Source organism: Flavobacterium lipolyticum (genome assembly GCF_020905335.1).
Classification (GTDB): domain Bacteria; phylum Bacteroidota; class Bacteroidia; order Flavobacteriales; family Flavobacteriaceae; genus Flavobacterium; species Flavobacterium lipolyticum.
The window spans coordinates 940,935-960,993 of record NZ_JAJJMN010000001.1 but is presented as its reverse complement, the minus strand read 5'-3'; the positions used below and the strand labels follow the sequence as shown (position 1 = coordinate 960,993).

Genomic DNA, 20,059 nt, shown 5'->3' with positions numbered 1-20,059 from the left:
GACTTATTGATTTTGATTGGTGATTAGTTTTACGGCGTCAGACAATTCTGTCCAGGTACCGCTAAGTTCGTTTAAAAATGTTTGTCCTATTTCGGTTAATCCATAATATTTCCTTGGTGGTCCTGAAGTAGATTCTTCCCATCGATAATTAAGCAAACCGTCGTTTTTCAGCCTAGTTAAAAGTGGATAAACTGTTCCCTCAACAACTAGTAATTTTGCGTTTTTTAAAGTGTCTAATATTTCTGATGTGTAGGCATCTTTTTCTTTTAATACAGATAAGATGCAAAACTCAAGAACACCTTTGCGCATCTGTGCTTTTGTGTTTTCAATGTTCATAATTTCATTTTGTTTTTTTTGATTGAACAATTCGTTTTTTGATTGATGATGATTGATTGATGATGATTGATTGATGATTGATTGATGATTGAGATGCCGGTTTGCCCTTCCGGCTCGGGTGATTGATGATTGATGATTGATTTCGGAACTTTTCTGATGATGGTCAATAAGGTTCCGACTATAACTTTTAATTTTTATGTTAGACTGAGCGAAGTCAAGGCCTACTTGATAAAAGGAATTGTTATCGGATACTTGTATAATTCTCCGTTTGATGCTTTTATTGAAGCATAAATCACTAAAAAGAATTCAACAAATTTTAATAATCCAAAAAGTAAAACGGCTGTTGCTCCAATACTTAATAATGCAATGTTTCCATTAAAGTCAAAATTTCTGATGATGAAATCTTCGTCGTTAAATACAGCTTCCATAGGAATATTTTGTAAAAAAACAGTGATGAAGATCGGGATGGCAATTAAGGCCAAAACCAGAGTGTAAAGCAGAAGACTTAGTTGAAAATTTAAAGTCTGTTTTCCATGGTGGTTTACAAATTCTGATTTGTCTTTGTAACTCGTCCAGATTAATATCGGGAAAATGTAATTCCCAAATGGAATGATGTACTGACTTAAAGTGCTTAAGTGTGTGAACGTTGCAGTGTTCTTTTCTGATGAAGTTTCCATGATGAGTGGTGTTGTTGTTTCCATGATTAAAAGTATATAGTAATTTCTTATGCAAATATATATCTAAAAGACAGTATCTTGTTTTGCATAGTACCAAATATTAACAAAATATTAACAAGTTTAAAATGGTTTAAGTACGGATAAAACGCTGAAAATCATCCGGAGTACCTGATTTTATTGGTAGTCCTTGAAAGTAGTTGTAATTTATTGTGCGCGCATAGTTTTTTTGTATTTTTACATAAAAAAATAAACATCATGGGATTATCGGTTTCTAAACTCAATAAATTTGTATTATTCAAACTGCCGTCGGCCTACATTTGTGGCGTTCGTGTAAAGGCAATCGACAAAGACAGATGCGTCGTAAGTGTTAAGCACCGATGGATCAATCAAAATCCGTTCAATTCGATGTATTTTGCCGTTCAGGCAATGGCAGCAGAGTTAACTACCGGAGCATTGGTAATCTCTCAGATTCAACAAAGCGGGAAAAAGATTTCGATGTTAGTCGCAAACAATAAAGGTAACTTTACCAAAAAGGCGACAGGAAGAATAACATTTGTTTGTAATGACGGACACTTAATAGCCGATGCGATTAAAGAAACAATCAAAACCGGTGAAGGACAAACCTTCTGGATGAAATCAATTGGAACAGACGAAAGTGGTACTCCTGTTTCTGAAATGGACTTTGAGTGGAGCGTTCGCGTTAAATAGTTTTTCGCCAAATTCCGCCAAAGGGAACGCACGAAGTGATTTTGCAAATTATTTTTTGCAAATGTTCAGATATCTGGGAGGAGCAATGATGACCTTTGATGAAATTTAGAGCTTGGTTAAGGGAATAGAGACAGGCATTTGGTCATGAATTAGTATGCAATTTAAAGTCAAATGATAGATGTCGAATGTAGTTTGTGACAATCGCTTTACGCGTTCCCTTTGGTTGGGGCGTTTTTTACAAGGAGATTTAGCGGATTTCGCAGATTTTTCTGTTATCGTTGATCTTAGTCGAAAGGACGGGGAACAAAAAAAGAGGCTAATGATAGCCTCTTTTTTGTTGAAAGTAAGTTTCGTTTATTTTTTAGCGCAACAAGATTTCTTGTCTGATTTTGCAGTATCTGTCTTTGCAGTGTCAGTTTTCGCATTGTCTATTTTTTTACAACAGGATTCTTTTTTAGCTTTTTCTTTTTTTGGAGCTGGCTTAGTGTCTTGAGCCTGAACACCAATTGTAAATAAAGCAACAGCTAAAACGGCAAATAAGTTTTTCATTTTTGTTTAATTTAAGGTTTTACGATTTTGTTTTTTAATTGAAGATAGAAATTCAAATATAAAAAGACTTTCTAAAGTTAACTCTTACGGTTTAGTTAATGTTTTTGTAATAATTCATTTTAAAACGGGGCATAAAGAGAAGGTTATTATAGCATTTCTAGGCTATACATTTGAGTTAAAGTAGATACGCCGATCTGTTTAGTAATTGAGATTTACTCCGAAACCAACTCCCATATCACTGTCATAATGCGTTGTGATTCCGAAATTTCGTCCAACGATGTATTTCAGACCGGCCATATACTCCTTATCTGTATTCCACATCAAATTCATACGCAGACGTCTGGCAAGGGGAATGTCTTTTCGCTCAAACTGAATTCGGACATTTCCATCCGTAAAAACCTCAACTTGTGCTTTTACCAGCATAGGTAAGGTGTACTCAATACCGGCGCTTAAAACCGAACGATGGTCTTTGGTATTCTTCTGTCCAAACATATTTTGTTCCTGTTCGTCAATTCCCATTTTTCTGTAACGCCAGTCAAAACCGATGAAAGGCATAAACCATTGCATTTTGCCTATGTAGCGTCCAATGTGTGTCTCAGTTTCGAAACCGTTTTTGTTGTTATAACCTAATCTCCATTCGGTACCAATACTCCAACGCGTACTGCTTAAAAGAACTTCTCCGTCATTTCCGTTGGAAGCAAAGTCATTTTCGGCTCTAAAATGAAACATACGATCGTCCATCTTTAGCATCTTATCGGCCATTTTTTTATCGTGAATTAGCGGATTGGGTGCCTGATTCTCGTAAGTAAAAATACGTCCCATTCCGGCCATCATGTGGTACAGGATATGACAATGAAAAAACCAGTCTCCTTCGGCATTGGCTTGAAATTCGATGGTATCGGTTTCCATTGGCATAATATCAATCACATTTTTTAACGGAGAGTAATCGCCATGTTCGTTCAAAATTCTAAAATCATGTCCGTGTAAATGCATGGGGTGCCGCATCATGGATCCGTTGTACAATACGATTCGGACGTTTTCGCCTTTTTTGATCAGGATTTTATCGGTTTCAGAAATAACTTTATTGTCTAAACTCCAAACATAACGGTTCATATTTCCGGACAATTCAAAACGCAGTTCTTTTACCGGTGCATCTTTAGGCAGCGTTGTTATGGTTGGTGATTTCAGCATTCCGTAATTCAGAGTAGTAATTCCGGCAACCTCAGTGGTGTCTGTAGCCATGTTCATGCCTTCCATGTTGTGATTGGAGTGATCTTCCATTTTCATAGGCTCGCCGCCTCCGGTAATCTCAGGATACATAACGGCATTCATATCCATTTTGTTCAGCGACATTTGCATGCCCATATCGTTCATGTCACCGTTCATTTTCATCATATCGTTCATCATTTTCATTCCTTCGAAATATTTTAATTTCGGAAGATGGTTGACAGACTGTTTCGTTCCTGCTCCTAAAAATAATGAAGCAGATCCGGTTCTGTCTTCGGCTGTAGCCAAAAATGCAAAGGATTTTTTATCTTCAGGGATAGTAACCACCACATCATAGGTTTCCGAAACCGAAATAATCAAACGGTCAACTTCTACGGGCTCAACATCATTTCCGTCACTCGCCACAACAGTTATTTTTCCACCGCCGTAGGTCAGCCAAAAATAACTCGAAGCGCCTCCGTTTGCAATTCTCAGTCTTACTTTATCGCCTGCTTTAAATTGTGAAAGTTGTTGTTCGTTTTTACCGTTGATCAGAAACTTTTCGTAATAAATATCACTAACGTCCATGGCATTCATACGTTTCCATTCGTTGGTTACCTTTGTGGCAAAGTGGCCTTGTTTAATGGCTTCGGCATAACTTTGTGTCGTCCCTTTTTTTATGGCGAACCAATCGTCGGCATTGTGTAGCATTCGCTGTACATTTTCCGGTTTCAGATCCGTCCATTCACTTAGAATAACCGGAATTGTCGGTAAATCATCGATTCCTTTTCTGATAGTAGGATCGTCTTTCTTTTTATTGATGATAAAAAGACCGTACAAACCAATTTGTTCCTGTAACCCCGAGTGGCTATGATACCAATACGTTCCATTTTGAATAATAGGAAAACTGTATTTGTGCGTTGTTCCTGGTTTTATGGGCATTTGGGTCAAATAAGGAACACCGTCTTCCTTATTCGGAAGGAATAATCCGTGCCAGTGAAGTGCGGTGTTTTCTTTTTTTAAGTCGTTGTGGACGTAAATTTCTGCTATATCTCCTTCCGTAAAAGTCAGAGTGGGCATCGGAATTTGTCCGTTGACCGTAAGAGCTCTTTTTTCTTTTCCGGAAAAATTCACAATAGTGTCCCGAACATGCAGATCGTAACGAACCACTTTTTGCGCTTTTGCACTAAAAGTGATTAAAAAGAGAAGTATAATAGTCTGTAGTTTCATATTGATATTTTAAAGGTTTGGATTTCGTAATCGTAAAGTGTTTACAATTACTAAAACCGAACTTGATTTTTAGCTGCGTTATTTGGGTGCTTTTGATCTCCATTCCGCTTCAGGTTCCCATTGTCGTAATTTTTCCCTCGGGCTGTAAATGTCATTTTTTCAATGTTTTAAGTGTTACAATGCAAATTTCCGAAGTAAAGCTTACTTGGGGGTTGTACAATTTTGAGAATGATTTGTAAGATTTCAAAAAACAGCCAGTCACAAAGCTCGCGAGGGCTTATGTAAAGGGTGTAATCATTTATAGGAACCCTAATTTTTTTGTCATGCAGATTTTAAAAGATTTTGAACAGATCTTGCGGATTATTTAGGAGCAAATTTTTAAAATGTAAACCTGCTCAATCTGCAGAATCTGCTCAAAACAAAATCTTTCAAATTCTTTTAGTTACGGGTTAGAATAAATGAAAGAGGGTTACAAATTCTCAATCTCAATGCTTTTTTTGTCCTTCAATTGTTTAAAGCTAGTGGGTGTAAAGCCCGTAATTTTCTTGAATTGATTGCTCAAATGCGCTACATTGCTATAGTTCAGTGTATCTGCAATCTGACTTAACGACAGTTTACTATAAAGGAGTAGCTCCTTTACTTTTTCTATTTTTTGGCTGATAAAGTATTTTTCAATAGTTGTGTTTTCCAGTTCTGAAAATAAATTGCTCAGTGTGCTGTAATCCTGGCTGAGGTTTTTAATTAAGTGATCAGACAAGTTGACTTTGTGGTCGTTGTTTTTAGAATGAATCAGGTCAGCGATGCCTTTTTTTATGCTCTCCACCGTCTTGCTTTTTTTGTCATCAATAAAATCAAAGCCCAGTGTTTGTAAACTTTTCAGCAGCACTTTTTTTTGACTTTCGGAAATAGAGTCCTGTAGTTTGACTTCGCCTAATACCACAGAAATTGGATGGAGTCCGAGTTTTTTAAACTCAGACTCCACAACCATTATACATCGTCTGCACACCATGTTTTTGATGCAGAGTGTCATATTTACTTGATCGTTTCTACCACACTTCCGCAAGTTAACATTGACGAACCGTAATAAGGATTTTTAATCGTCTTTTCTTTGCTCAGCCAGTCGGCATCGACCATCGGGCAGTGTTGTTTGTATACCGCCTGATCTGATTTTGACACTTTAATAAGTTCGTAAGTGTTTTTGGAGAGCGATTTGAAAGTTTCACGCTGTTTTTTAAGATCTGTGGTAGCCGAAATACTTTTAGCGTCAGCCGTTATTTTCTTCATGACTTTCATCCAGGTGTTGTGTTCGTCACCCTTTAATTGGTTCATTTTTATAGCTGTGATGGCATCCAGTAAATCTTTGGCTTTTGCCGAAGTGAGTTTGGCATCGCTTTTAATTAAGGCATCTTTTACCGTAAAATAAGCATCATAAACAGTTTGTAACTGACTTGAATCGGCAACTTCTATGGCAGTAGTTTCTCTTTTTATGGAAGTGGCCAGAATAATATTAGCAGAAAAAGCGACTAAGATTACTATTACTATGGTTAAAATTGATTTTTTCATTGTATCTGATTTTATTAGAGCGTTAAATTCCCTCTAAGTTAAATAATTTAAGATTGATTATTGCTAATTATGGTCTCGTAAATAATCTGAAGCACAGTGTATTACTTCTTCTGTGAGAAATAAAAGCTTCGTTACAAAGCGCAACTTTGGCTGTCAGAGATACAATTATTTTATTTTTGGGGGTGACCAAATAGATGTAAAACCATCAGAAATAGGGATGTTTTTGTAGTAAGGTATTGTTTTCTCCAGAGAGAAATTGAATAGATTTTTTTCAAACTCAAATTCATTCTTTGTCATTAAACTGAATTGAAGTCCTGATGGGGTACAGCCCGAATGATCACATTTTCGGTTACAGCCGTGCTCCTCATTTTTTGGGCCGTTATCTTTTTGGCAACAGTTTTTTTGAGAAGTATCAGCCGTCTCATGTTTTGAAACTGCTTTCTTTTCGCAGGAACTTTTCGCGTTCGTTTTTCCGCAGGCATAACCTTCACTGGGCATCAGTAAGAAGCCAAAGGTCATGATTAGAAACACTATGTAAATTTTTCCTGTCAATGAAAATGTTTTAGAATTACAAATTTAGGTATTTTTTTTTACTCTTGCGTTTTTTGAAATTCCATACTCACAGTTTTTTATAATCGGTAGGTTTCATGTTTTTCCTTTTTTTAAAGTAATTCGAAAGGTGGCTTTCATCGGTAAAACCAAATTCATGAGCAATTTGTTTAATGGGCAGCTGGTTGTTGTGAATTCGTTTTTCGATTAAAGTGGTTCTCAGATGGTGAATGTACTCGCGATAGCTTATGGCAAAAGTTCTTTTAAAGTAAGCGCTGAAATAAGTTTGGGCAATATTAAAATGATCGGCAATAACTTTAATCTGAACCAATTTGGGGTTGTAAATGTTTTGATGAATATAGGTTGCGATTTGTTCGTTGTCTATGTGAGTCGATTTCAGTTGCAGATTCATGCAGCGGATGGTTTCTTTAATCAATCCAAAAATGGAAAGAATCTGATAAAAAACAATTGGCGAACTCGAGACATCGGTCTTACAATTGTAGGCGGTAATGTTTTCGATTGTATTTTTTAAGATGGTTTTACAAGGATCGTCTAGTTTTAAAATGGTTTCCTTTAGCAATTTGTTCCGCATAAAATCCTCCGGAGTGTTCAGCAGTAAATCATCACAAAAAAGATTCCTGTTCGAATCAAAATAGTTGTCAGTAAACTTGATGTAAACAAAACGCGTTCTTTTTTTAATATCGAAGTAATGCTCGTCTTCCGGAGAAATCACAAAGAGATCACCTGATTTATAAGGCAATAAGTTGTGGTTAAGATGGTGAATTCCGTTGCCTTTTTTGATGTAAATAATCTCATAATAGGTATGAGTGTGCGGAACATGTGGAAATACGTCATCTTCGAACTCATGAATGACAAGCTTTTCAAACTGATTGAATTTAGGCATAACTTAAATTTACAAGTTTATGTCGTAAATGTACAATTTACTTTCCGCTTAACGGTGTTAAATTTGCAGCATAGAAATTCTATTCCTTTCTATTACAAACAAATGAAAAAAAGTCTTATTGCACTCTCATTAGGAGGTTTGACTATCGGAATTACCGAATTTGTCATGATGGGTTTGCTGCCTGATATTGCTTCAGATATGAAAGTTTCGATTCCGGTTGCCGGATATTTAATCTCTGCTTATGCACTTGGCGTTGTCATTGGTGCGCCTTTATTGGTAATTCTGGGAAGAAATTTTGCGCCCAAAAAAATGCTTTTAATTTTGGCTTTGATGCTGACCGTATTTAATGCTCTTTCGATTATTGCGCCTGACTATAATTTTCTATTCGCTTCAAGATTTCTTTCGGGATTACCGCACGGAGCCTTCTTTGGAGTAGGAGCTGTAGTTGCGAGCCGTTTGGCCGATAAGGGTAAAGAGGCTCAGGCGATCGCCATTATGTTTTCGGGTTTGACACTGGCGAATTTAATAGGTGTGCCTATTGGCACTTATATAGGACATAACTTTATCTGGCGTTATACTTTTGTTTTAATTGCCGCTGTAGGTTTGCTAACGTTTTTGTTTATTTCGTTATGGATGCCAAATCTGGAAAAGAGCGGAACGGTCCATATGAAAACCCAGTTATTGTTTTTTAAGAAAACAGAAGCCTGGCTAATTATTGGAATCACAGCCATTGGATTCGGAGGTCTTTTTGCATGGATTAGTTATATCGCACCTCTAATGACAAATGTTTCGAAGTTTGCGCCTGAGGATGTGTCTTATATTTTGATTTTAGCTGGTTTAGGAATGCTGGTGGGCAATTTTGCCGGAGGTAAACTGGCTGATAAATATTCTCCGGCACCTACTGTATTGGCACTGCTGTTTGTTATGGCGATTGATTTAATTATGGTATACTTTTTCTCCTTCAATCAATACGTATCTTTATTCCTGACTTTTTTAACGGGTGCCGTTTCTTTTTCAGTGATTGCTCCAATTCAGATGTTAATGATCAAAACTGCTAAAGATGCTGAGATGATTGCTTCGGCAGCGCTGCAGGGTAGTTTTAATATCGGAAATGCGTTGGGAGCCTTTTTGGGAGGTTTGCCATTGTCTGCAGGGTACAGTTATGCTTCGCCAAATTTAATCGGTTTGGTTATGGCGTTAAGCGGAATGGTAATCACTTTTGCTTTAATGCAGAAACATAAAGGGAATTTGCAGTTGCAAAAAGCGTAATGATGCTGTTGTAATCTTTGAGAACCTATTGTTACTGCTTGAATTTGTGTTATGTGAAAGAAATGTATTTCTCTTAGACAACCTTTATCAGACTAGAAACATAGATATTAGGATGTGTGCAAAAGAATATATAAAAGAAATACATTTCTTTCGCACAGATTGAAAGAAGAATTAGTCAGGATTAATATTTGCAAATTATATTAAAAAAGAGTCTTTGAACTTATCGGGTTCAAAGACTCTTTTTTTTGTCTTTTATTGTTTTTTGATTCCTCCTAAGCAGGGTTGTGGGATGTCGTGTTTTTTTTAGTAAGAATATGGTGTCTTTGTAGTGATAGTGTGACTTCAAAAGCGATATTTTTTGTGACAGGAATACTGTTTTTTGTTGTTTTTTTTGAAAAAACAGCCATTAAAAAAAAGCAGGAAAAAGGAGTTGACAATATCGCAATGAGTTTCGTTGTAATCGATTGTTTTTTTTTGTAAAACCACGGCAATCCGCTAAAAAAATAAAAATATATTTACTATTTATATCGAACTTAAATTGCATTTGTGATATAAAAAGGGGACTTTATTTTGGGTATGTCATTTATTTTGGGAAATTTTTATGACTTTTAATTTTTTATCTCAAAAAAATATTTAAGTTTGTGTAATCGATTACAACTTTTTTTAAGGCTTAAAAAAGGACCTTATTTCGAAGGTCAAAAACAACCTAAAAAAGAAACTGTTGTCCTAGAAGTGAGGCTTTGACAATCAGTTAAAAAAGAGGTAACCTGATAAAAACGAAATAACCACTTTGAACAAACAATTAATAACTTAAACAATCAATCATGAATTTTAAAGATTTATTTAACAAAGGAGCAAATTGTTGCTTTGCAGTTGTTTTCTTATTGTGCTTACTGGCCGGCAATCAAATGCATGCGCAAAGTATTACACTCGAAGGAACCGTTAAGGATGCTGCAGGACTCACGTTGCCGGGTGTTAATATATTAGAGAAAGGAACAAAAAACGGAACTTCCTCAGATTTTGACGGACGTTACAAATTAAAATTGACCAATCCCAAAGCAGTTGTAACCTATTCGTTTATAGGTTTTAAAACCAAAGAAGTCAATGCTGTCGGAAAAACGAAAGTTGATGTTGTTTTAATCGAAGATTCAAATGCTTTAAATGAAGTGGTTGTGGTAGGTTATGGTACCGTTAAAAAATCGGATCTGACAGGGGCTGTTTCTTCCATTTCAGGAAATGACCTGAAAAAAGTTCCGGTTTCTAATATAGCCGAAGCTTTAACAGGGAGAATCGCCGGAGTTCAGGTTAGTTCAAGCGAAGGTTCACCGGATGCCGATATTAAAATCAGAGTACGTGGAGGCGGGTCTTTAACACAAGATGCTTCCCCATTAATTATTGTGGATGGTTTTCCGGTAAACAGCATGAGTGATATTGCGGCTTCTAATGTTGAATCGATGACGGTTTTGAAAGATGCTTCTTCTACTGCAATCTATGGATCAAGAGGAGCAAACGGGGTTATTATTATTACGACTAAAACCGGTAAAGACGGAAAAATGGCTGTGAGCTATAATATGTTTTACGGAATGAAAACCATGGCCAAAGAAATCGAGGTTCTTCCGGTTGATGATTTTGTAAAATGGCAATACGAATACGCTTTATTGGATCAGACGGATAAAACGATCTTGAGCAATCCAAGTTCCTATACCAAGTATTTTGGTAACTGGCAGGATCGTGATCTGTATAACGGTTTAAAAGGAACGGATTGGCAAAAGCAGGTTTACGGCCGTCGCGGTGAAGTAAACAGCCGTGATTTAGGAATTCGTGGAGGGAATGAAAAGCTTAGTTACAACTTCAACTATGCGTATTACGATGAAAAAGCAATTATGGCAGGTTCAAATTTTAAAAGAAATAACCTCTCATTGGCCTTGAAAAATAAAGCAAGCGAAAAAATAGACCTTGGATTTACAGTGCGTTACTCTGATACTGATATCAATGGTGGTGGTGCAAACGATCAAAATCAGGCTTCATCATTAGACAGCCGTTTGCGTCATAGTGTGGGTTATGCACCTGTTCCAATGCCGGGGTTAACTACTGATAATGATGACCAGTCTGTGAACAGTTATCTGGTTAATCCATTTTTAGCTATAACAGACAATGACCGCCAGCAGTACCGAAAAAATTATAATTTATTAGGAAGCTTTGGATGGAAGCTGGCCAAAGATCTAAAATTTCAAAGTGATTTAGGATTGGACAATTCCAACTATTCTGATTATCGTTTTTATGGGTCTTCTACTTATTTTTCAAGTACAGCCAAGATAGGTGCAGGAAAACCAGGTATGGTCATGAGCGATCGTAAAGATGTGCGTTTCAGAAATGCCAATACTTTAAACTATGATTTTAAAAATATTCTGGGAGACAATCATCATTTGACGGCGCTTTTAGGAGAAGAGATGATTACGACAACCTCAAATACTGTAACCACCACGATTTTAAATTATCCGAAATTTTTTGATTTAGATCAGGCTAAGAAATTAACGACACAGGGAACGCCTTTTTCAGTGGACAATTTTTACAGTGCGGATGATAAATTACTGTCCTTTTTCGGACGTTTAAATTATGATTTCAAAGATCGCTATTTAGTAACAGCTTCTTTTCGTGCAGACGGTTCCAGCAGGTTTTTAGGAAACAACCGTTGGGGGTATTTCCCGGCAGCGGCGGCAGCATGGAAAATTTCTGAAGAGAATTTCCTCAAAAATGCTTCCTGGTTAAATCTTCTAAAGCTAAGACTTAGTTATGGTGAGGCGGGTAACAATAACATTCCTGTTGGACAAACCGTTCAGAGTTATTTGTCCAGTACAAATGGGTTCATAAACGGTTTCGATAGCTATTGGTCTCCATCGAGTGTTTTGGCAAATCCGGATTTGAAGTGGGAGACTACTGTAACGCAAAATATCGGTCTTGATTTCGGGTTTTTCAAAAATCGTCTGAACGGAACTTTTGATGTGTACAAAAATGTAACGAAGGATTTACTGATTGAATTTCCGGTAGGAGGTACAGGTTACAAAACCCAGTTTAGAAATATGGGTGAAACACAAAATACCGGTTTTGAAGCCACCCTGAATTTTATAGCCATCGAAAAGAAAAATTTTGGTTTGAGCTTTTCTGTGAATGTTGGAATGAATAAAAACCGAATTAACTCTCTTGGAGTAATGGATAATTTTGGGACAAATACCAATTGGGCGTCTACCGATGTTGGGAATGATTATGTGGTAAATGTAGGTTCTCCAATGGGATTAATGTACGGGTATCAAAGCGACGGACGCTATGAAGTTTCGGATTTTGATTATACAGGAGGAAGGTATACTCTAAAAGCAGGAGTTGTTGATGCAAGCAGTGTAGTAGGTGCTCTGCAGCCGGGGATGATGAAGCTGAAAAATACAGATGGTTCTGCTGATAATAAAGTGACAGCATCGGATCAAAAAGTAATAGGAAACTCTAATCCAAAACATACCGGAGGTTTGGTTATTAATGCAAATGCTTACGGTTTTGATCTTTCTGCTGCTTTCAACTGGAGCGTTGGTAATGATATTTACAATGCCAATAAAGCCGAGTTTTCAACAGCAAACCGAAACGGGCAATACAAAAATTTAAACACCGAGATGGCAGATGGCAAAAGATGGACAAATTTAGATCCTGCTTCGGGACAATTGGTAACAGATCCTACCGCTTTGGAAGCGTTAAATGCCAATACTACCATGTGGTCTCCTTACATGCAAAAATTCATGTTTACAGACTGGGCAGTAGAAGATGGTTCGTTCTTCAGACTGAATACGCTGACTTTAGGGTATAGTACACCGCAAGCCTTAACCTCTAAGCTGGGAGTAAGTAAATTGAGATTCTATTTTACAGCAACGAATGTGTTTGTAATTACAAATTACTCTGGTCCGGATCCTGAAGTATCAACAAGAAGAAAAACTCCGCTAACACCGGGAGTTGATTATTCGGCTTATCCACGCAGCAGGCAGTTGGTTTTTGGTTTAAACCTTAATTTCTAATTTAAAACGTATCACAAAATGAAATATAAAGTAATAATAGCAGGATTGATGATCTCAGGTTTGTTGACTTCTTGTCAGGATTTCGGGGAGGAATATTTTGATACACCGGCACAGTCAACCTTAGACGAACAGCTTATTTTTTCTACTGCCGGATTAGCTCAGGGTGCTGTCGATGGAATAAAAGTCTCATTTGGAGAGGAGCAATCTTATAGAGGAAGACTTTTGACTTACCAAGGACTAAATACAGATACAGAATGGCTTTTGACTTCTTCGAGTGACAATGTCAAATCGGATCTGGTAGTTTACGATGCAAAATCGGATAATACAGAAATGAATTCGCCAAAAAATGCATGGGCCATGATGTATGAAGGAATTGAACGTGCTAATTTGTGTATTAGAGGTCTGCGCAAGTACGGCAATCCATTACCGAATACAGAAATGGGGCAGTTGTTAGGAGAAGCACTGACTTTACGAGCCATTTATTATGCTGATCTGATCAGAAACTGGGGCGATGTCCCAGCTCGTTTTGAACCTGTTTCTACGTCGACAATCTACGTGTCTAAAACAAGTCGTGACGAAATTTACAAACAATTAATTGCCGATTTAGGCGAAGCTTCAAGTTTAGTAGCATGGCCAAATGAAACTGCAGTTACAACAAGCACAGAGCGTATCAACAAGGCTTTTGTAAAAGGTTTAAGAGCCCGTTTGGCTTTGATGTCCAGTGGCTTTCAACAATATCCCGACGGAGTGAGAAGAAGTACAGATCCTGCACTTTCAGTAGCGGCAATGTACAAACTGGCATTAGACGAGTGTCGTTCTGTAATTGCCAGTGGTTCTGCACGACTAGAGCCTACTTTTGAAGGTTTGTGGAGAAAATACAATCAGGAAAGTATAACAGCCGGAGGAGAATCGCTTTGGGAAATCCCTTTTGCAGCCACACGTGGCAGAATGTTATTCACTTTTGCGGTGCGACATGATGCTTCGGATCAGTTTCAGCAGATGGGAACTAATAAAGGCGGTGTAAACGGACCGTTGCCATTTGTTTTTTATGACTACGATCAGGCCGACAGCCGCAGAGATGTTACCTGTGTGCCTTACAAATGGGGAGCCGCGGTAAATGGCAAGTCTAAACAGGAACTTACAGATTTACAAACCTGGTATTTTGGTAAATATCGTTTCGAATGGATGAATCGTATCGTTTCGGCGCCAAGTGACGATGGGGTAAATAAAATTTATATGCGTTATGCCGAGGTACTTTTAATGGCTGCTGAAACAGCAAATGAATTGGAAGGCCCGGGATCTGCTGCGGTCTACTTAAAAGAAATCCGCCGCAGAGCGTTTGCTTCGCAAAACCAAGCGGTAAAAGTAGACGCTTATGTAGACGGTCTGACAAGTAAGCAAGCCATGCTGAACGGTATTATTGAGGAGAATAAATATGAGTTTACCGGAGAAATGGAACGTAAGTTTGCGCTGATCCGTTGGAACTTGTTAAAAGTAAAATTAGATGAAGCAAAGGTTAAAATGACTCGTTTAAAAGCACGCAGTGATGAATATGCCAATGTACCTTCAACACTTTATTATAAATACAAAGCAGATAATACTACACTTGAAATTTATGGTTTAAACCGTGGAGAAACTCAGGCGCAGGGTACTGATTATACCTCAAAAAGCTGGGATAAGCTGGATGATAACAAAATAAGTACATTGTATAAAGCCGGAGTTAATCCTGATAAAAGACAATTTTGGCCAATCTGGCAAACGTTTATTGACGGAAGTAATGGACAGTTAGCCAATGACTGGGTTTTTGGAAACTAAAAACAATTAACAAATAAACTATAGTTTAGAATTATGAACGCAAAATATATATTTAAAGGATTGCTGGCTATGTTTTTATTGGTAATTGCCGGTTGCGAAAGTTACAATGAAGCAGTGCTGGAAGATATAGGAGCCAATAGAGTATTTTCTCCAATAGAACTGAAAGCGGTAGTGAAAAATCAAACCACGGTGGAATTAAACTGGACTGCTAAGGAAGATGTTGATCATTATACGGTAGAATTTAGTGCTGATGATCCGGATTTCAAAACAATTTACAAAACGGTTAATGTTACCACAAAAGAACTTCCGGTAAAAGTAGCGTTAGAAGGAGAAACGGTTTATTCGATAAGAGTAAAAGCGGTCAGTGCCTCAGGACTTGCCGATTCGAAATGGTCCATAACAACAGCAGCAACATTAACGGAGCAAATCTTCTTCCCTGTGCAGCCTGCCGATATCGAAGCAAAACAAGTGACGTTAAGATGGACGCCTAACAGTTCTGTTACCCAAATTACTGTGGGGCCGGGTGGAATTACTCACACGATTACAGCAGCCGAAAAAACGGCCGGTGCAGCGATAGTTACGGGATTTACAGGAGAAACGGCCTATACTGCCACTTTATTTAACGGAACCAAAAAGAGAGGAGTGGTTACTTTTACTACAGGAATAGATATTGGAACAGCTACTTTAGTTAAACCTACGGATGATTTGAATGCAAAAATCGCAGCGGCAGATCCTGATGCAGTATTGGTATTGATGCCGGGAGAATACAATGTTTTTGTTGGTGAAATTATTTTGAATAAATCGATTACGATTAGAGGTCTAAGAAGCGATAATAAGCCTTTGCTTCATAATAAATTTACACTAAACGCAGGCGCTAAATCCGTTAGTTTAATTGATTTGGATATTAACGGAGACAAAACTCAAAGTGATGCTGTAAAATACAATGAAGTAAGTACTGCTTATGGGGCACTTTTAATTAGTGGTTGTAATGTTCATGATTTTGTGAAATCGTTTATAACACAAACGGCAACAGGTATTACTAAAATTGTTTCGGTGACGGTTGAAAATAGTGTTGTTACTAACATATTAACGGTACAAGGTGATTGTATCGATTTTAGAACCTCGCATTTGGCATCGTTAACCCTTAAAAACAGTACTTTTAACAATTGTGCTACAGGCCGCGATTTTATCCGTGTCGATAACGCACCTAACATTACCGGGACGGGTTTAACAACTACAGTATTGGTAGATGCCTGTACCATTTCAAATAAAGCGATGACAGCTTCTAATAGAATTCTGTACGTACGTTTTGCCAGTAATGCTTCGACAATTCGTAACACGCTTTTTGAAACACCATTAGCGATGTATACCAATCAGACCTTAACGACAGCACCTACTTTCTTGAATAATAACTATTTTAATTCGGCTGCATTACATACAGCCGGTGTTGCTGCGGTAAAATATGATGCTTCGGGAACTTACGGAACGTTGGATCCTCAGTTTACGAATAGTGCAACAGGAAATTTTACACTTAAAAATCAAACGTTAATTGATAAAAAAGTAGGAGATCCGCAATGGAGACAGTAATTAGTTTATAAGTTGTTTAAAAAGGAACAGGGATGCAATTGGTTTTGCATCCCTGTTTTTTTTGGTATAGAGGAAAAAAATTACTGACCACTCAAATCAAGCTTTTCTAACAAACAGGCAAGTGTTGTATACTATACTTTTTTTTGAATTTATTCTAATTCGACACAATCGAAAATCGCATTCTTGAGAATCTTTTCATTTATTTCAGCCTCACTGTCAATTCTTAAGATATTATCGCAGTCCTCAAGGTCAAAATTCCATATCGCATTTGGTATCCGTTCGTCAAGTAATGCACTTGCGAATTCCAGCTTTGATGGTGTGTCAACGGATGTTTTGAAAACGTAAATCATAATTTGCTTTTTTTAACGGAACAAATTTCAATAAACGTTTTTCAAGTTTATAGGATACAGGAAGCAATAATTAGGACTTATCAATCAATTTACGATATTGAATAGGAGTGATTCCTTCATGTTTTTTAAAGAAACGGCTAAAGTAAGAATGATCTTCGTGTCCTACCTGCATGGCGATTTCACTTACAGAAAAGGTAGTTTGGTACAGTAGGTATTTAGCTTCTGTTAAAATGGTCTCATCAATCCATTTGACTGCAGACTTACCGGTTGCCGATTTGACCGATTTGTTTAAATGATTGGGGGTAACATTCAGTAAAGAGGCATAATAATTTACCTGATGATGCGTCCTGATATTAGCGTAAATGAGTTTTTTGAACTTAGCAAAAATAACAGCTGCGGCTGTATTGCTTTTAGATGTTTTGGGAGCATTTTTATTCATCTCAAAGAACAAAGCCATTAAATAAGACTGAACGATATCAGCATTGTCGATTTCAGTTTCAAGATAAGCGGCCTGTAAACGCTTAAAGAGATTCACTATAAAATGAAAGTGGTCCGGAGAGATTATAATTTTTGGATTTCCTCCAATTTTAAGAAAGTCGAAATCATTTAGCATTTCACTGTTGCCATATTTGCCGATCAAAACATCCGGATGAAACTGGCAAATAAAACCAATATGTTTCGTGTTAATATGCTCAATAGAGAAAATCTGCCCGGCCGGAACAATAAGCATTTCATTTGGATTGGTTTGGTATTCTTCGAAACCAACCTTTGCAACATGAACTCCGGAAGTCACAAAAAGTATAGTATGACAACTGTGTTTTGAAGGAGGAACAGCGTAACGAAGCTGCATCATTTCTTCCATTTCCAGACAAAAAAAATGGTCAGAGCTGGATTTAAACAATAAATGCATGGGATTTTCCTGTCCCAGAAATTTTTCACGAAACACTTTCGCGCCATAGGTTTTTATCTCTCCGTCGGCATTGCTTTTCATAATTTAATAATACAGTCTAAAATCAAGTAATTTGCAAAGAGCATAATGCTTTTGATAAAGTTCTTCCACCACTTCAGTAATGTCGTCATTTTCCTGATACAGACTAAAAAAAGCTTTGTCGATGGTACTACAGCTCGCTATCTTATTATAAGAAGAGCCGTAACCCGAAATCGCCCGTGCACCAGTAATGTCCAAAAAGTACTGCGCTTCTTCGTCGTTTAAGTCAAGTACTTTTAAGTTGGCAAAATGAATAATTTTTCCTTTCATTTTTCCTTCAAAAAGTTCTGCGATTTCTTCCAGACTATAATAGTAATCATGCAGGCAGATATTGTTGGGGCCGCCTGGCATTACCAAATAAATAATTTCGTAATCTTTAAAATTGTGATCTTCATAAAGTAAAACATTCAGGCTTTCTTCTAAGCCTTCAATGGTGTCGCAAGTTTTGTAAATACTGGCGATACCCTGATCAATAGCGATTTCTTCCAGGTTTTTTACTACCTGGGTAACAAAATTGTTTTCGATGTCAGGAACACCTTCGAGGCAGAAGATGAATTTTTCGGAATCCATACCAATGTGTGTTTTCGTTCTCACAAAAGTATTTTTAATTGTCGAAGAATTGTTGTCCGAAAGCTATTTTAACGCATTTTTTACATTAAAAAAAAACAGCTGTATATTCCTGAAAGCAGAAAATCCACTTTTAGTACAACTAAAAATGGATTCCAGGATTGATTTCGTTTTCTTGATTTTTATAAATTTAAATCCAGTTTTGCAATTAAAGTACTAACAGCAAGCACTGGCTGACTAATGGTGTTTGATTCCAGTAGTTTTTGCCACCATTTTTGTTCCTCTTCTGTAAAGGTGTGATTACTGTTGGTTACTGTAGCTGTTCTTTTGTGTCCACAGGCTGCACAAAATTTTGCCTGAGGAGTTCGGTAAGGTTTAGAACAACATTCACAAGGCGGACCGTAAAGATCAATTCGATGATGCATAATAGCATTGGGATTGGTTTCTTTAAATCCGGTCAGTTCTTTATAGTAATTTAGAAGTTCACTGAATCGCTCTGTTCTGGTCATATTACATTTTCCATGTTCAAAGCCATTACGATAGAGTTTAGTTGCAATTTGATATTCTTCTGTATGTAACATAGGAACTTCTGTTTTGCAACGCCAACACCAAAGTTTTTCCATGGTTCGTTTTTTTGGTTTTTATTTTATGGTTAAGTATTATAGTTTTCTTTTTGTGATTTTTATTCTTTTTAATACGCTAAGTTATATCAGTTTTCAGAGAATAACTTACGGTTTCACGTAATTCGCAACAAAAATCGTTTTTTAATAGATGAATTCACTAAGTAGAAATACCTGATTTTGGTTTGGATTTTGAAGTAAGTTTTTGATTTTCGTCTCGTAAAAGACAGTGTGAGCCTCAGATTAAGGTTTTGGAGAAGTTATTTTTGAATAACAAAAGCCGGAGATTAGAATTTGGATGTCCTGAAATTGTTTAGAATCTAACAAAAAAACAAAAAAAAAGAGAAAATCTCACGGTGTGCAGACTTCCTCTTTTTAGAAAATAAATTTTCAATGATATACTAACGATGGTTTATTTTTCCTGCTCCAGATTATCAGCAGCAGAAATCTGATCCAAAATGTTAGTTTGATTAGGTGAAATATAGTTTTTAATCTCAGGATGAGTTTCTTTTTTAAAAAGAAGGTCCAGGGCATTGTACAGTCTTAATAAAACCTCTCTGTCTTCTTTTTCAATCTCTAAAGCAGTGTTGAAATTAAAAACGTAGTTATTCGAATTGCGTACTTCTACTTTTATCGTTTTTGACGTGATTTTAAATTTAACTATATCCATGTTTTTATAAATGATTTAGCTTATAAAATACTATTCTGAACTGTCCGCATACTTTTCTTATAAAAAAAGAAGAAGTATAAAGTCTGAAGTCCGCTGTCGTATTGTTTACATTGTTCGAATTCCAGTTGCTTTTTTTAATTTCCTCATTCTAAATCAACTGGTTAGAGAGGGTGTAAATTTAAATAAAAACCCCTAATCAATTGATGATTAGGGGTTTATTTTTTGTAGCGAGGACGGGAGTTGAACCCGTGACCTCAGGGTTATGAATCTTAGAATTAATACATTATGTATGCTAATTCCAGAGATTTTCAAAGTTTAAAATCGTTTTGAAATGGTTTTGACAGTTTTCGTCACTCCTTAATTTTATTATTAAGTAGATTTTCCTACTATCAGATTTGTATCAGAACATTTGTAAT

General features: G+C 36.8%; 18 protein-coding genes. 5 read left to right on the top strand and 13 right to left on the bottom strand.

Annotated elements, in window-relative coordinates:
* Positions 1-3: 3 nt before the first annotated feature.
* Together LNQ34_RS04345 and LNQ34_RS04340 are read right to left on the bottom strand one after the other, a co-directional pair.
* Complete coding sequence (locus tag LNQ34_RS04345) at positions 4-336, bottom strand: PadR family transcriptional regulator (RefSeq protein WP_017498072.1); 333 nt, start codon at positions 334-336, stop codon at positions 4-6.
* 221 nt (positions 337-557) lie between these two features.
* The gene (locus tag LNQ34_RS04340) at positions 558-1,037 is read right to left on the bottom strand and encodes a DUF4870 domain-containing protein (protein WP_229998784.1); all 480 of its coding nucleotides are present in this window, start codon (positions 1,035-1,037) and stop codon (positions 558-560) included.
* Between the two features lie 231 nt (positions 1,038-1,268).
* Between LNQ34_RS04340 and LNQ34_RS04335 the strand changes: the two genes are divergently transcribed.
* Positions 1,269-1,721, top strand: a complete 453-nt coding sequence (locus LNQ34_RS04335) for a DUF4442 domain-containing protein (protein WP_229998783.1) — start codon at positions 1,269-1,271, stop codon at positions 1,719-1,721.
* Between the two features lie 354 nt (positions 1,722-2,075).
* On the opposite strand, the gene LNQ34_RS04330 is transcribed toward LNQ34_RS04335, so the two are convergent.
* From LNQ34_RS04330 to LNQ34_RS04305, 6 genes are all read right to left on the bottom strand, one after another.
* Entirely contained in the window at positions 2,076-2,270 is a 195-nt protein-coding gene (locus LNQ34_RS04330) for a hypothetical protein (RefSeq protein WP_229998782.1), read from the bottom strand.
* Positions 2,271-2,468: 198 nt separating this feature from the next.
* The gene (locus LNQ34_RS04325; RefSeq protein ID WP_229998781.1) at positions 2,469-4,706 is read right to left on the bottom strand and encodes a multicopper oxidase family protein; all 2,238 of its coding nucleotides are present in this window, start codon (positions 4,704-4,706) and stop codon (positions 2,469-2,471) included.
* 469 nt (positions 4,707-5,175) lie between these two features.
* Complete coding sequence (locus tag LNQ34_RS04320) at positions 5,176-5,736, bottom strand: helix-turn-helix domain-containing protein (RefSeq protein ID WP_229998780.1); 561 nt, start codon at positions 5,734-5,736, stop codon at positions 5,176-5,178.
* 2 nt (positions 5,737-5,738) lie between these two features.
* Positions 5,739-6,269, bottom strand: a complete 531-nt coding sequence (locus tag LNQ34_RS04315) for a DUF3347 domain-containing protein (protein WP_229998779.1) — start codon at positions 6,267-6,269, stop codon at positions 5,739-5,741.
* A gap of 165 nt (positions 6,270-6,434) precedes the next feature.
* Positions 6,435-6,821 (bottom strand): hypothetical protein, encoded by a 387-nt coding sequence (locus LNQ34_RS04310; RefSeq protein WP_229998778.1) that lies wholly within the window; start codon positions 6,819-6,821, stop codon positions 6,435-6,437.
* A gap of 67 nt (positions 6,822-6,888) precedes the next feature.
* Positions 6,889-7,722: an AraC family transcriptional regulator gene (locus LNQ34_RS04305; RefSeq protein WP_229998777.1), complete on the bottom strand. Its 834-nt coding sequence runs from the start codon at positions 7,720-7,722 to the stop codon at positions 6,889-6,891.
* Between the two features lie 102 nt (positions 7,723-7,824).
* Here LNQ34_RS04305 and LNQ34_RS04300 point away from each other — a divergent pair, with 102 nt between their 5' ends.
* The 4 genes from LNQ34_RS04300 to LNQ34_RS04285 all read left to right on the top strand — a co-directional run bounded on the left by LNQ34_RS04300 (position 7,825) and on the right by LNQ34_RS04285 (position 16,448).
* Positions 7,825-8,991: an MFS transporter gene (locus tag LNQ34_RS04300; RefSeq protein WP_202701505.1), complete on the top strand. Its 1,167-nt coding sequence runs from the start codon at positions 7,825-7,827 to the stop codon at positions 8,989-8,991.
* An 824-nt stretch (positions 8,992-9,815) separates the two neighbouring features.
* Positions 9,816-13,046 carry a SusC/RagA family TonB-linked outer membrane protein gene (locus LNQ34_RS04295; protein ID WP_202701504.1) on the top strand — a complete coding sequence of 1,077 codons (3,231 nt, stop codon included), beginning with the start codon at positions 9,816-9,818 and terminating at the stop codon, positions 13,044-13,046.
* 18 nt (positions 13,047-13,064) lie between these two features.
* Positions 13,065-14,861, top strand: a complete 1,797-nt coding sequence (locus LNQ34_RS04290) for a RagB/SusD family nutrient uptake outer membrane protein (protein WP_202701503.1) — start codon at positions 13,065-13,067, stop codon at positions 14,859-14,861.
* A 33-nt stretch (positions 14,862-14,894) separates the two neighbouring features.
* Positions 14,895-16,448, top strand: coding sequence for a DUF5123 domain-containing protein (locus LNQ34_RS04285; RefSeq protein WP_229998776.1), 1,554 nt, complete (start codon positions 14,895-14,897; stop codon positions 16,446-16,448).
* 149 nt (positions 16,449-16,597) lie between these two features.
* Here the strand turns inward: LNQ34_RS04285 and LNQ34_RS04280 are convergent, their stop codons facing one another.
* The 5 genes from LNQ34_RS04280 to LNQ34_RS04260 form a co-directional block, all read right to left on the bottom strand.
* Positions 16,598-16,798, bottom strand: coding sequence for a hypothetical protein (locus LNQ34_RS04280; RefSeq protein WP_017498086.1), 201 nt, complete (start codon positions 16,796-16,798; stop codon positions 16,598-16,600).
* 70 nt (positions 16,799-16,868) lie between these two features.
* Complete coding sequence (locus LNQ34_RS04275; protein ID WP_229998775.1) at positions 16,869-17,789, bottom strand: helix-turn-helix domain-containing protein; 921 nt, start codon at positions 17,787-17,789, stop codon at positions 16,869-16,871.
* A gap of 3 nt (positions 17,790-17,792) precedes the next feature.
* Positions 17,793-18,356: a DUF6642 family protein gene (locus LNQ34_RS04270; RefSeq protein ID WP_202701519.1), complete on the bottom strand. Its 564-nt coding sequence runs from the start codon at positions 18,354-18,356 to the stop codon at positions 17,793-17,795.
* 179 nt (positions 18,357-18,535) lie between these two features.
* On the bottom strand, positions 18,536-18,934 hold the full coding sequence (locus LNQ34_RS04265; protein ID WP_202701496.1) for a hypothetical protein: 399 nt from the start codon (positions 18,932-18,934) through the stop codon (positions 18,536-18,538).
* 451 nt (positions 18,935-19,385) lie between these two features.
* Positions 19,386-19,643: a hypothetical protein gene (locus tag LNQ34_RS04260; RefSeq protein WP_017498092.1), complete on the bottom strand. Its 258-nt coding sequence runs from the start codon at positions 19,641-19,643 to the stop codon at positions 19,386-19,388.
* Positions 19,644-20,059 lie beyond the last annotated feature (416 nt).